We start from the raw sequence: 13,669 nt of genomic DNA, 5'->3' as shown, positions 1-13,669 counted from the left end.
GGTACTTCGAAAATGCGCAAGGGCCTTCGCGGAAATGCGATCACCCGGCCCACAGGCACGAGCAAAGCGCAGCCGATCAGTTCATCCTCGTCGCACTGAAGGCAGGGTATCTGGCTCACCAAGATCCCAATATAGCCCCGCCATAATCTCCAGAGCTTCACGCGCGAGTCCGATCGGCAGGTGCTCGTTGGCTGCATGTTGCCGGCATCCAGGATAGGCGTGTGGTACCCACAACGTCGGCAATTTCAGTACGTTGGCAAAGATGTCGTTCGGAAGCGATCCTGCGAAATTGGGCAAGATCGCCGGCGATTTCTGTGTCGTCCGAGCGATCGAAGCTTGGGCCCACCCGGCCCAGGGATCCGAAGGATCGAGGCGCGTGGCAAGAAAAACGCCATCGTCGGGGCTAAGTGTCACCTGGACCATGTCGAGACCGGACGTCGCGAGGTGTCGCCGAAGCGCCGGCAAAATGTCCTCGTGATCAACGCCGACGACGAAACGAAGCTGACAGCGCGCCCAGGCACTTGGGGGAATGGCGTTGACCGGCGCCTGCGGATTTCCGCAACTGAAGGCGAGAACGTCAAACGAGCACCAGCCATACACCTGCTCTGCCGGAGTCAATCCCGGCTCGCCCCAAGCCGGATCGATCTCAGGCCCGCCAAGTCCCCCGTCAACGACACAATCGGCAAGCACTCTCCGGACGGACTCAGGCAGCCCGATTGGCAGCCATTCTGGAATCAGGATGCGGCCGCTCGGAGAGACGATCGTCGCCAGGGCGTGCGCGAGCTGGATTGCAGGATCGGAAAGCAAACCGCCCCAATTTCCGGAATGCTGTGGGCTCTCGCGCGCGTCGATTGAGATGTCGAAGGTGACACATCCGCGCGAGCCCAGAAATATGGTTGGCCGATGCTCGGAGAGTCGGGGTCCGTCAGACGCCATGAAGAGATCGGCGCGGAGCAGCTTCTTGTGCATCGTGCATAGTTCGCGGAGGCCGGGCGAATCGACCTCTTCGCCCATCTCGATGAGGTATTTCAGGTTGAACCCGAGCCGACCTCTCGTCTCGAGGACAGCGCGGAGGCTGGCAATATTGATGGCATGCTGTCCCTTGTTGTCTGCGACACCACGGCCGTACCAGCGATCTTTGAGCTTTGCGAGGCGCCAAGGTGACATTCCTGCAGCCCACGAGTCATCCATTCCTCGAACCACATCGCCGTGCCCATATCCGAGCACCGTCAGCAATGCTCCATCTTCTCTGCGCTCTGCATACAGGAAGTCCGCGCCTGCAGCCGTCAAGTGCTGGCAATCGCAGCCGAGCTCTTCAAGCAGGCAGCGGAGTTGGTCGAGATACTCAACAATCTGAAGTGTTCGCTCCGGGTTCTGGCTTTCTGAGGGAATCGCGACGAGCCGCGAGAGCACGGTCTCGAAGTCCCCGGAATCGAGATGGCTTCTCGCGCGCGAGATTGCGGCGTTCCGGCTCATTTCGGGCAGCTCCTTGCAAGCCAAAGGGAGCTCAGCGGGCGGCCGGAAACACGCGGGTATGCGCAGCCTCGATCTCAACGCGGACCCGTTGACCGGATTGGAACAGCGGCCGTCCGGGGCTCACCGAAGTCCGGGCTGTCAATCGAATGGATCCCACCTGCACGAGCACGCTCTGGTTCGTGCCCGTGTAGGCAGATTCCAAAACCATCGCGGTGGCGCGCTCGTCGGGTGTCAGATCGACATACTCCGGGCGAACGGCCAGGAACCCTCGATCGCCGGACGTGAGCACCTGAGTGGCCTTCTGCACAACCTCAACCCCAAGATCAGCGCTGCGGGCACAGACCTCGCCTGCAGACCGCCGTAACTCGACCGGCAGAAAGTTCATCTCGCCGATGAAATCCGCGACAAAAGCAGTCGCCGGATGCTCGTATAGCTCACGCGGTGTCCCACACTGCTGTAAGCGGCCTCCCTCGAGGACCGCAACGCGATCGGCCATGGACAGCGCTTCCTCCTGATCGTGGGTCACGAAAATGATGGTGCTACCAACCTCCTTATGGATCAGCTTGATCTCCATTTGAAGTTGCTGCCTGAGCTTGCGATCGAGGGCTCCGAGCGGCTCATCCATGAGCAACAGCGGCGGACGGAAGACGAGAGCGCGGGCCAGCGCGACACGCTGCTGCTGCCCCCCCGACAACTGGCTTGGAAGTCGCGCACCATATCCGTCAAGTGCAACGAGCTTCAGGGCTTTTGCGACTTCACGCTCGACGTCTCCGCCACGTAGGCCCCGGCGCCGCAGTGGATAGGCGATGTTCTCAGCGATGGTCATATGGGGAAACAAAGCGTAGCTCTGAAAGACCATGCCGAAGCCGCGACGATAGCTCGGAACATCATTAATCCGTACGCCGTCGAGCATGATATCGCCGGATGACGACGCTTCGAACCCGGCGATCATCATCAGCAAAGTTGACTTTCCTGATCCGCTCGATCCAAGCAACGCGACGAACTCGCCTGGCTGGATGGACAGTGATACGTCGTCGACCGCCTTAACCGGACCAAACATCTTGGTCAACGACTTGACCGAGACGGAGCCACGTTGATTGTTTGCCGCAGCTGCACCCGACATTGCCTTTTCGTTCACAATTGCTGTGCTGACGCTCATTTCGGCTCCGTCTCGAATATCTTGCGCGGTATTGAGGTCAATCGCTTCCCACCCGAACTAGTCACCACGACGGATTCGCTGAAGGCAAGACCAGCAGCGGACGTGTACATGTGAAAGACCATTCCTTCCTCGATGACCCAATCTGAACGAGGCGTGAAACAGCGATATAGGTCACTCGTGTGCTGGGACACGAGCGGAGCGGTACCGAGTGTGTACCCGGTGATGTTATCGTACGTCTCGCGCAACCCGGCTGCGACAACCCCTTCGCGCACGATGCGGTCAACGTCAGCGGCAATCGCGCCAGGCCGTAGCGCGGCGATTTGGCGATCTTGCAGCGCAATCAGAGTCTGGGCCGCAGCTCGCTGCTCGCCGGTTGCGCGTCCGACGATGACTGATCGCATGATCCGCACCGTATAGAATCGCAAACGCGGTAAGAGCTCGATATGAACGATATCGCCCTCGGCCAGCGGCCGCTCTGCGAGGAATCCATGCAGCGAATCCCAGCCCGATCCGACATTGAGAGGCCCAACAAAGCCGTCGTCGAACCCAAGCCGATAGTAAGCGGCGGCGGCAGCGGCAGCGATATCACGCTGACTCTTGCCGCTTGCCACCTCCTTGACAGCCGCCTCGAAGGCCGCGTCCAAGAGCGAACCCGCACGCGACATATGCGCGATCTCTTCCGACGACTTGCATCGCCTGAGATCCCATCCCGAACGCTCAAGATCACAAAACTCGGAGTCCGGCAAGAGCTTGCGAAGCGACTGCAATCTTTGGATCGTAAACGAGTTGGATTGAAACTCAACGCCGATCCGGGCAGGTCCCGAACCCTTTTCCCGCAAGGTGCTGACCAGCACCGCCAGCGGATCGTCCCAATCACCAAAGCCCACAATGTTGTCCATCCACGTGCGCTGCCGCGCCGGGGGCATATCAAGCTTGCGCACCAGCAGAAACGGTTCGGACGATGCCGGCACGATGCACGCTCGCCAGAGATTCTCGGAGACCGTATAGCCCGAGAGCCACGACATCATCTCTGGCTCGTCGAAGATGACGCAGTCAAGACGACGCTCCGCCATCAACTTCCTGACGGCCTCACACCGACGCTTGTACTCCTCGACGGAGAATGTGAGATCGCGGCTCATGATCGATGCTCCGTTGCGATTTTGAGACCTCGACCCAGATTGGCTCGAGTGGACTGCTTCAGGAAAGGCGTCATTGGCTTTCTCGTTAGGATGAACAATGTCGCAAGCGCGATCCGTTCATCTCCTTCACTCAAGGATGGAGGCTTTCCTGCGGCCGACGGCCTTGAACAACCGCGCCGACGAACAGCCGCAGAAGCAGCAGAAGCGCAAGCACGATGAGAAACAGAACGGCAATGACGGCTATCTGGGGACTGATTTCCAGGCGGATGTTGTCCCACATTCTCATGGGCAAAGGCGTCGCCGTAGGCCCGCTCAGGAATAGACCGAACACGACGTCATCGAATCCCACGATGAAAGCGAAGATTGCTGCGCTCGCTAGCGTCGGCAACAGCAATGGGAGCGTCACTGTTCTCAGCGTCGCGAGAGGGCTCGAGCCTAGACTCGCGGCAGCCAACTCGAGGGTGCGATTGAAGCGCTTGAGCCCTGCGATCATGACGACGACCGCATATGGTGTGCCAATGATCGTGTAGCTGAGGGCAAATGCCAGCGGATTGCCGATCAGCGAGGATCCGGCGAGCGCGAAGAAGAGGGAGACTGCAATTACGACATGAGGAACGATCAGCGGGGAAATCAAGAGAAGATAGACAGGCACGCGCGCGGGGAAGCGGTACCGCACGAGAGCGAAGGCGGCGGGAACACCAATCGCCAAGCTCAAAAGAGCGGACAGTCCTGCCCATCTCAGGCTGAAGCTTAGGGCATCGAGCCATTGGGTATTTTTGAGCAGACTTGAGAACCACCGCAGTGAGTAGCCGGGCGGCGGAAAGGTGAGGTATGGTGCATCGCTGAAGGCAAGAGGAATTACGGCCACGAAAGGCAGTACCAGAAAAAGCAGCGCTAGCGCCGCGCTAACGTACAGCAAGGGTCGGCGGACGACCGTGAACGCCTGATGCAGCCTCAACGACGGGCCATGCAAGATCGCCGTCAACCGCTCCAGGATCGGCCGCTGCGTGGAGAGACCGGATGTCGACGTGCCGGTCGGAGGGACGTTGTTGTGCGGGCGATCATCGAGTTCTTCCGCAATCCGCTGACGAAATATGAGGAAGACCACGATCACCATCAGCATCAAGATCGATGATTGGGCTGCGGCTTCATCAAAATTACCCAAGATCAGCACGCGCAGGCTAATGCCCTGAGCGATCAGATAGCTGTCAGGCCCACCAAGAAGCTCTGGCGTAATATAGAACCCGAGACTGGACAGAAAGACGAGCGTGCAGCCGCTAATCACGCCTGGCATCGAGGATGGCAGCGTGATCCTCAAAAATGCGTCGGTAGGAGGACTTCCGAGGCTTTGTGCCGCTTTTGCAAGACTTGGATTAACCCGCGCCAGCACGGCATAGAGGGGAAAGACCATGAGCGGCAGTTGGACCTGCACCATGCCGACGTAGACGCCAATCGAATTGAACACCATTTGCAATGGCTCGGAAATGAGGCCGAGGCGCAAGAACAGCTGGTTGATCGGCCCGTTGGGGCTGAGCAGCACGATCCATGCGTACGTTCTGATCAGGACACTCGTTATATATGGAAGCGTGACAATGAGCAGAAGAAACGCCGCTGGGCGCGGGGGACATTTCGATATGGCATAAGCGAGCGGATAAGCAATGAGCAGGCAGACGAGCGTCACGGTCGCGGCGAGTGCGAGTGTCCTGAGGACGATCCATAGAAACGCCGGCGAGTTGGCGATCTCGACATAGCTCTTGAGCGACCAGGCACCATCGAGCTGCAGGCTCTTGAGCACGAGTTGCGCAAGCGGCACGACGTAGCCGATCGAGAACAGGATCACGATCGGCAAGAGAAGAAGGACGGGCACCAGGCGCCCCCGTCCTAATGTGTATCTCCTATGCGGCATGGCCACACTCGCATCCACCATCTTGACCTACCGTGCGCCGGAAATCCAACGCTCCCATTGAGCGACGGCAATTTCATTGTTGGCCTTGCCATTGGAGCCCACGGTGTTCCAGAATTCGTAATCCTGGACGAATTGCAGCTTCCGTGCTTCGGGCGAGGTGGGCAGGAATTTCGCCCTTTCAGACGGCACAAAGTCGAATGCACGCGAGTTCGGTGGCGCGTAGAGAATGTGTTGGACGAACTTCGCCTGATTCTCGGCTCGCGCTGAGAACGCGAGAAACTTGAATGCGTTGTCCGCGTTCTTGGTGCCTTTCAGGACCACCCAGGTGTCGTACTGCAGCATTCCCTGATTCCAGGTATAGCCGATCTTGGCGCCCTGCTCGTTGGCTGCCGAAACCCGACCGTTCCAGGCGCTACCGGCCGTGATCAACTTATCAATGATCATCTGCGGAGCTTCCGCACCGTTATTCCACCATTTCAGGATGCTCGGCTTGACCCGGCTGAGGCTCTTGAACGCGCGATCCCAATCAAGTGGATAGAGCTTCGACGGATCAACGCCATCCGCCATCAGAGCTGCTTCGAACGTGCCGCCGTCCGAGGCCCACGTTCCTGCCATGAGCGAACGCCGTCCCGCAAATTTTTGGGCGTCCCACACATCCGCCCACGAGTTCGGCGCATCGGATGCAAACTTCGATGCATCATACGCAATGAACAGCGAATAGATGATTGCGGGCACGGTGAACTTGCCGACCTTGACTGGACTGAACGCGTCGAGGTCTGCCTTGTTGAAGTAGCCGTAGTCGATCGGAAGCAGAAGATTGTCCCGCTCGAAAGTCGGGGCCTTGCCGCCAGGAAGGATCGTTACGTCGTATCGGGGGGCGCCGGCCAACACGCTCGCGCGCACCGCTCCCGTATCGGTGCGCGGTTGCGCGATAACCTTGATGCCGGTCTCTTTCTCAAAGGGCTCGAAATAGGCGATCCGCTTGGCCTCGCCCCACGACCCGCCGCCGTCGTAGACAACGACCTCACCGGTGCCCTTGGAAATCTGTGCAATCGCGGGGGCGGGCAACAGCGAGCGCGTGGCCGCCAGACCCCCAGCCAAAGCGGTGCCCTGCAGCAGCTTGCGTCTGACGATATCCACCATGTTCCCTCCGTTTTGTGGCCAGTACTTGCTCAATCTGGCCTCGTGCATATAATGCGACAGGCTGGTGACGAAATTCGCCGTTTTGCCACGCTTGATGCCAGAAAACTGCAAAGTTAAAGAATTTTAAATGGCTGTCGCGCGCGCCGATCTAGATCGCCTCGATCTGAAGCTGCTCATGCTTCTGCAGGAGAACAATCAGCAGACTTCTGAGGAGCTCGCCGAGCGCGTCGGACTTTCACCAACTTCTTGCCTGCGTCGGCTAAGACGATTGCGCGAGAACGGGGCGATCATGTCCGACGTTTCGATCATATCGCCTTCGGTCGCGGGGGCACGGGTCACGTCGATCGTGCTGGTGGCGCTCGAGCAAGAGCACCTCGATCTTCTAGACACCTTCAAGAATCGGATGAGCGCCTATCCCGAGGTTACGCAGTGCTACTACGTCACCGGTTCGGCTGATTTCATTCTGGTCGTCAACACGGGCTCGATGGAGGAGTACGGGGCTTTCACCGAACGAGCATTCTTTCCCGACAAGAACATCAAGTCGTTCAACACATACGTGTCGATGCAGACGGTCAAGTTCACCACCCGCATCAATCTTGACGTATCCTGACTGGCAGCGCTTTGCTCCTGCCTACTGGTTTCCGCTCCAAACCGACAGATCAGTAGGGCCTTCCGTCGCGAATAGCAGAACCTTGGCGGACTGATCGAGCCCAAGCCCCTTTCGGTCCTTCTCTTCGACCGCGCGTAAGAGCCCTGCCAATCCCGCCGCTCCCGACTCTCCGACGCGAAGACGCCGATCGCCTGAAACGCCCTCATCAAGCAAACGTACCGCGTCCGCGGCCTCTTCGTCCGTTACCGTGATGTAGCCGCTGGTCAGCTCTTCGATGATCGGCCAAACCAACAACGATGGGCTTTGGCATTCGAGCATCGACATGTTCGTCGCGGGCCCCGGCGGAAGCCGCACGGGCATCTTGGCTCGGGCGCTTTCATAAAGACAGGCCGACCGCTCGGGCTCCACGATCCAGAGATGGGTATCGCGCCCGAATAGACCCCGCGCCGAGCCATGGGCGAACACGCTTGCTGCAAGGCCTCCTACACCAGCCTGAACCAGAACATGCGTAAACGGCTTTGACTGTCCTGCCGTTGCTGCAACGATTTCGTCGATCAGTATCGCATACCCCTGGACCACAAACGTGCAAGCAGTGTCGTCCTCCCCCGGGCCGACTGTATCCGGGACAGCAATCCAACCGTCCTGCGAGGCAGCCTTGGCCGCAGCCTCGACGGACTCGTTATAGTCTCCGGCCACCCGCACGATCGCAGCGCCGAGCCGCGAGATATGAGCGGCCCGCTCGTCGCTCACACCCGCGTGGAGATATACGACGGCCCGCGCTCCGATGAGCCTCGCTCCGGCCGACACCGAACGGCCATGGTTGCCGTCCGAAGCACATGAAAATGTGAGCTCTGAAAGCATAGATCGCACGCCAGGCTCCAACAACTCTGCAGGCAGAATCGTGCGTCCAGTCCGTCTCTCAACGTGCTTCATTGCGAGCTTCAGCACTGCGTAGGCTCCGCCGAGCCCCTTGAAGCTGCTTATGCCAAGCCGCTGTGTCTCATCCTTGATCCAGATTTCGCCAAGACCCAGCCTTTCGGCGGTACGCGGCAGAGAAATCAGATCGGTCGGAGCATAGCGCGGGCAGGCTTGAAGGAGACGGAGAGGCTCATCTCCTGCGTTGCGGTCGCACCACCAAGGAGCCTGTTTCACGCCGGGTGAACGATTGCGCAGCAGAACGGGCCGATGATTGGCGAGCGTCTCCGCCGGGGTTCCCGCGGGCTTCAAAGGGAGTACCAAGGTCAAACCTCCTGGCGAGCAAGTACGATCTTCGGATCGCACTTTGCCGACCCACAAAGCCGTTTGGTGGAAACTTTGACCCGATCCATGAAAGAATTCGGCGTTGTTGATCCTAAAATGGCGGGTTTGGGCTCTCGTGTCAGGTATATTTCCAAAGATTTGCTGATCGAAGACCGGTAGCGCCGACCAATCTGTCATTCCACCGCCGTCGTGAAGAAGGGACCTCTGATGCAGGATAATCGGGAGCAACCCGCAAGCTCGATCGAGGATCTTTCAGACGCCGAAGTCGATCGTTTGCGAGCAGATACGCCAGGCGTTGCACATCGAATCCATCTCAACAATGCGGGCGCCGCGTTGATGCCGAGGCCTGTCGTCGATGGCATGGTCGCATACCTTCAGCGAGAAGCTGAAATTGGCGGCTACGAGGCGAGCGCCGAAAGCACCGGACGTCTAGAAGATGTGTACGACAGCATCGCCCGACTCGTCGGTTCAAAGCGGGAAGAAATCGCGCTGGCCGAGAACGCGACTCTGGCATGGCAACGCGCCTTTTACTCGCTCCATTTTGGCCCTGGAGACCGAATTCTCACCACCTCCGCAGAGTTTGCGGCAAACTATGTCGCGTTCTTGCAGGTCGCCCGCCGTACCGGCGCACGGGTCGAGGTTATACCCGACGATGCAAATCAGGTTCTCGACCCGCAGGCGCTCGAGCGCATGATCGATGAGCACGTACGACTGATCGCCATCACGTGGATACCGACCAACGGCGGCCTGGTGAACCCGGCTGAAGCCGTGGGACGCATCGCGCGCGCTCATGGTGTTCCCTACCTGCTGGATGCGTGCCAGGCTGTTGGGCAGATCCCGGTCGACGTCCGTGCACTTGGTTGCGACATGCTCACGGCAACAGGCCGGAAATTCTTGCGCGGTCCGCGCGGAACAGGCTTCCTCTATATGCGCGACGATTTCCTGAAGGACATTGAACCGGCCATGATCGACCTGTTCGGCGCACCTTTGGTTGGACCTGAGCGCTACGAACTTAGGTCCGACGCACGACGATTCGAGACGTGGGAAACGAATTATGCGGCGCGACTTGGACTTGGGATCGCTGCTGACTACGCGCTTTCAATTGGCGTCGAGAGGATCGAACGACGTTGCCGACAGCTTGCGAATGAATTGCGAGCAGCACTTGGCGCGGTCCCTGGGGTGTTGCTTTACGATCTTGGAGAACGTCCCGCTTCAATCGTGTCATTCACGCTTCGCAATACGGTCGCACGCGAGGTCATGCGCAGCCTTGCAAGGCAGAAGATCAACCTGTCGGTCTCGCCACCAACAAGTACACCGTTGGACGCAGCGCGGAGAGGCCTCCCGGACATCGTTCGCGCATCCCCACACTACTACAATACGATTGAGGAGGTTCACACTCTCGCGTCAGCGGTCAGGGGGATCGCCGCATAACCGTACATTGCAACCGGCGCCGATTGGCCTGAGACGTTCAGTTGGCGACCTAGAACTCAGCGTGTTGGCGGCTTATCGATAGTTCGCCCGTTCGGATCGCGGCTCGCCAACTCCTTCAATTTCCGTCAGCAGTCGAGGCCTCGAAGAAGCTAGAGCGGCGACCATCGCTTCACAAATGGCTGCGGTGCTCTGGTCGCACTAGCTTAGAAACTTGTTTGCGGCGAATATTTCAGCAATGAAATCAAAAACCGCTGCCATCCTGGGGACGCGCCCTAACTCTTCGTGGATGGCAAGCCAAAACTCGCGATTCGTTCTTGCCTCAACCGCCAGTACGCGCCTTAGGGTAGGCTCAGAGGCCGCCAGATAGGTGGGAAACATTCCAATCCCGGAGCCGCGCCTGACGGCGTCCAATTGGACAAGGGGACTGGTGATGCGGAAAACGACGCGCCTCTGGCCGATGGTGTCCTGCAGCCATTTCAGTGCGGAGATTTCGATCATGTCGGTAATGTAGTCCACGAAAACATGATCATCGGTCGAATGATCTTCGGCATAATGATCTCGTAAAATCGGCCGGCACGATCAAAGCCAAAGTATGTACGCAATCATGGCGTGAGTAAACTAGATACTTCACCTCACCAAATTTGCGGGATAGCATCTCACCCCGATAGCCATTGTTCACCCTCAACCGAGGAGACGGGCGTGCGGCTCGTTTTACCCCTGATCGTCCTGGGATCGATGTTGTCGCTGCCGGCTACTGCGGCAGACACTCGTGACGATGTCACGAACGCGATCGTCATGGTGGCCGTGCGTGGAAAAGTGGCCAACGGAACCACCGTTGAGCGCAACGGGACCGGGTTCGTCGTCGGCACCAGCAGAAACGTGGTCACCGCAAATCATGTCGTAGCGACGCCACCCGAAGGATGGGCTAAAACTGATTTTGGTCTCGCCGACGTCACCGTCGTCATAAGGTTCAGAGATCAGCAAACCGGGTTATTGACCGAGATCAGGCGTGCGAGCGTTCAAAAAAGCGTTCCGGACAAGGACTCCGCCCTACTCGAATTCGAAGGTCTGCCGCGGCGAGGACTAAGCACGTGCCCGGCCGCCGAAGCCGATAAGGTTGGGACGCAACTGAACGTGGCTGGCATACTCAACAGCGAGGGCACAGACGTGCCTCGCCTCGAACTAAACGTCGGTGTCCTCAACGAAGGACAACCAGAAGACGGTAAGCTTCGGCGATTGTCGGCTCAGACGAGATCCGGTTTTAGTGGCGGCCCGGTATTTCTCGTCGAGAACCAGGATAACTGGCGTTTGGTCGGCGTGTTAAAGGGAGGCCAATCGGTCGGTATCAGCTCGGAAAGCTTCTTCACGCCGGCCAGCGAGCTAAGAAACTTCGTCCTCGGGGCATGCGCGGTCGCGTGCCGCGATCCTAGTCACGGCGTCGAGCGTTATGACCGCGACATGCTCGGGCCGCGCACCGAATCTGACTGGCTCAGAGGCGGATCCACCAGTGAGGGCTTCTGCGGATCGCTAAGGTCGTCGGAGATGAACTCGCATCCAGGTGAAGACATCTCGATAGAAAACCACGGCAATGTGGATCAGCGGTTCTTTACCGGCTGGAGAGACGGCAGCTACATCGTGCGTGAATCCCAGTACAAATTCTACTGCCAGCTTCGCTATCGTTCCGGACCGACATTCAAGCTCGCACTTACCGATAAGTGCCCTCTTCCTCCCAATCCAGAAAAGCTGCCCAATTGACCGTTATGAAACTCGCAGCCATTCTGATGGTCTACCTTTGGGTAGACGGCTGCTACGCGGCCGGGAACCGAAGCACTCAGCCGCACGTGCCTCCGCCTCGTCCCCTGATCATCATCCCTGGGATCGCAGGGTCGGAATTATGGATCGATGGCAAGCTTGCCTGGGGTACACTCGACGGACTGCGTCACTTGGAAACCCTACGCATCGCGGACGGCCCCCGAAAGATCTCAGCGGCCGACACATGCGACCCAAACAACTCGAACGACGACTACAGAACAAGCTGTGGCACCCTGAACCAATTTGTCGCCTTAGGCCCTTTGAAGGCCGACGTGTACGCCCCTCTTTGGTCTTTTCTCGAGTCTCTCGGCTACCACCGGTTTGGCGAGCAAAAGAACCTTTTCGTTTTCCCCTACGATTGGCGACGTAGCAATTTCGACACCGCGGCCGACCTGGATACATTCGTCAAAAGCAAACCCGAATTGGCTGGAAAGGAATTCGATATCCTTGCACACAGCATGGGCGGCCTAGTGTCTCTCATCTACACCACGAAATACGACGCGCCTCCGAACTCGGAAGGAAAATGTGACTTTCCGAAGTCTTGCCGCGTAAAAACCGTCGTAACGATGGGAACACCCTTTTGGGGATCGGTGACCGCCGTCGCCACGCCCTTTCTGGGGTGGGGACGAGCCTCGCGCTGGCTGATCGGCGGCAGTGACACCATAATGCGAACTCTTATGTCCTGGCCTTCCCTTTACGAGCTGCTGCCGACCTACGAAAATTGCTGCGTGTCTACCGACGGGCCAAGTGTGCGGTCGCTGAACCTGCTCGATCCGGCCGACTTTTCCGTCGTGCCCTTCGATCTCGTGAGGAGCGGCATTTCTTCCGAACGTATCTCCCAGGCCCTGAAATCCGCGGCAGACCTCAAGACCATCGTTGAAGGCGGTTTTCCGAAGCACATCCGTAACGCTACAACCTGCCCCGGGCCATCACCCGAGGGGCTGTTCACCTTCGCCGGCGACAGGAACGGCACGCGCCAGAGCGTCACGATAGGATCGGGCAAAATGCTCTACGTCGAACGGCGGGGCGACGGAACGGTTTCCCTCCGTAGCGCCACCTCCGGCAACCCCGGTGGCGGCTTTCTCTCCTTCACGCCACACATGAGTCTCTTCAACGACGAGAACGCCCACGCCAAGCTCGAAACTATCCTATTTCGATGCGAAATGGCTTCTAGCGACTTCAGCGCGACAATTCCGACCGTGGAGATCGGCCGCCAATTGGGACCTTCCGCAAGATTGCCGATCGACTTTGTCTCGGTCGAGCTCTCGGAGGACGACACTTCGTCGGACGGCTTTATCGCCACGGGCATACTTTCGCTCTCAGCTCCCGACGACGCAGTCGCCCCGCCAGCGTTCCTCACGGTCACCCTGAACGGAGCGGAAGTCACCCGAGTGGACGTAAAGTCGACGTCGCGACGATTGGACGGATCAATGACGCAGTTCGAGTACGTTGCCCGATCGATCAAGGTAGAAGGCGAAGGCCGCCTTGATGTCGAGTTAAAATTCGGAAGATTCGGGCCGAGTGCCTCCGACCACCTCTCTTTGCTGGCCAAACCGTAGTTTGCGAAACAACTAAGCTGGTGCGGCCGCTAAGCAGCTACCGGCTGATTCGGACATCCTCAATAGCGGCCGACCAGTCTCCGAGGTCGCATGGCAATTTGTAGACATCGGCTCCAACCTGCTTGCGTACTCCAACCTCTCCGCTCGATAGCCATCCAACGCTCGGTCTCTTTA

11 protein-coding genes are annotated in these 13,669 nt (G+C 58.7%); 4 read left to right on the top strand and 7 right to left on the bottom strand.

Annotated elements, in window-relative coordinates; genetic code table 11:
* Positions 1-81: 81 nt before the first annotated feature.
* From K3F49_RS33035 to K3F49_RS33015, 5 genes are all read right to left on the bottom strand, one after another.
* Positions 82-1,476 carry a M20 family metallopeptidase gene (locus tag K3F49_RS33035; RefSeq protein WP_234685056.1) on the bottom strand — a complete coding sequence of 465 codons (1,395 nt, stop codon included), beginning with the start codon at positions 1,474-1,476 and terminating at the stop codon, positions 82-84.
* A 31-nt stretch (positions 1,477-1,507) separates the two neighbouring features.
* A complete protein-coding gene (locus tag K3F49_RS33030) occupies positions 1,508-2,635 on the bottom strand; it encodes an ABC transporter ATP-binding protein (protein ID WP_234685055.1) in 1,128 nt (375 codons plus the stop codon).
* Entirely contained in the window at positions 2,632-3,774 is a 1,143-nt protein-coding gene (locus K3F49_RS33025; RefSeq protein WP_234685054.1) for a M24 family metallopeptidase, read from the bottom strand. Before K3F49_RS33025 ends, K3F49_RS33030 begins: the two co-directional genes overlap by 4 nt.
* A 130-nt stretch (positions 3,775-3,904) precedes the next feature.
* Positions 3,905-5,641 (bottom strand): ABC transporter permease subunit, encoded by a 1,737-nt coding sequence (locus K3F49_RS33020; protein WP_234685053.1) that lies wholly within the window; start codon positions 5,639-5,641, stop codon positions 3,905-3,907.
* Positions 5,642-5,707: 66 nt separating this feature from the next.
* Entirely contained in the window at positions 5,708-6,823 is a 1,116-nt protein-coding gene (locus K3F49_RS33015; RefSeq protein ID WP_234685052.1) for an ABC transporter substrate-binding protein, read from the bottom strand.
* A 127-nt stretch (positions 6,824-6,950) separates the two neighbouring features.
* Here K3F49_RS33015 and K3F49_RS33010 point away from each other — a divergent pair, with 127 nt between their 5' ends.
* A complete protein-coding gene (locus K3F49_RS33010) occupies positions 6,951-7,433 on the top strand; it encodes an Lrp/AsnC family transcriptional regulator (RefSeq protein WP_234685051.1) in 483 nt (160 codons plus the stop codon).
* A 21-nt stretch (positions 7,434-7,454) separates the two neighbouring features.
* Here K3F49_RS33010 and K3F49_RS33005 read toward each other — a convergent pair whose 3' ends face one another.
* The gene (locus tag K3F49_RS33005) at positions 7,455-8,672 is read right to left on the bottom strand and encodes a diaminopropionate ammonia-lyase (RefSeq protein ID WP_234685050.1); all 1,218 of its coding nucleotides are present in this window, start codon (positions 8,670-8,672) and stop codon (positions 7,455-7,457) included.
* 228 nt (positions 8,673-8,900) lie between these two features.
* Between K3F49_RS33005 and K3F49_RS33000 the strand changes: the two genes are divergently transcribed.
* On the top strand, positions 8,901-10,124 hold the full coding sequence (locus tag K3F49_RS33000; protein ID WP_234685049.1) for an aminotransferase class V-fold PLP-dependent enzyme: 1,224 nt from the start codon (positions 8,901-8,903) through the stop codon (positions 10,122-10,124).
* Between the two features lie 198 nt (positions 10,125-10,322).
* On the opposite strand, the gene K3F49_RS32995 is transcribed toward K3F49_RS33000, so the two are convergent.
* A complete protein-coding gene (locus tag K3F49_RS32995) occupies positions 10,323-10,640 on the bottom strand; it encodes a LysR substrate-binding domain-containing protein (RefSeq protein WP_234685048.1) in 318 nt (105 codons plus the stop codon).
* Positions 10,641-10,823: 183 nt separating this feature from the next.
* Here K3F49_RS32995 and K3F49_RS32990 point away from each other — a divergent pair, with 183 nt between their 5' ends.
* A complete protein-coding gene (locus K3F49_RS32990; RefSeq protein WP_234685047.1) occupies positions 10,824-11,879 on the top strand; it encodes a S1 family peptidase in 1,056 nt (351 codons plus the stop codon).
* Between the two features lie 5 nt (positions 11,880-11,884).
* A complete protein-coding gene (locus K3F49_RS32985; protein ID WP_234685081.1) occupies positions 11,885-13,495 on the top strand; it encodes an esterase/lipase family protein in 1,611 nt (536 codons plus the stop codon).
* The last annotated feature ends 174 nt before the right edge of the window (positions 13,496-13,669 follow it).

Source organism: Bradyrhizobium monzae (genome assembly GCF_021458635.1).
GTDB lineage: Bacteria > Pseudomonadota > Alphaproteobacteria > Rhizobiales > Xanthobacteraceae > Bradyrhizobium.
The sequence above is the reverse complement of the archived record's forward strand: the minus strand, read 5'-3'. Positions and strand labels throughout refer to the sequence as shown.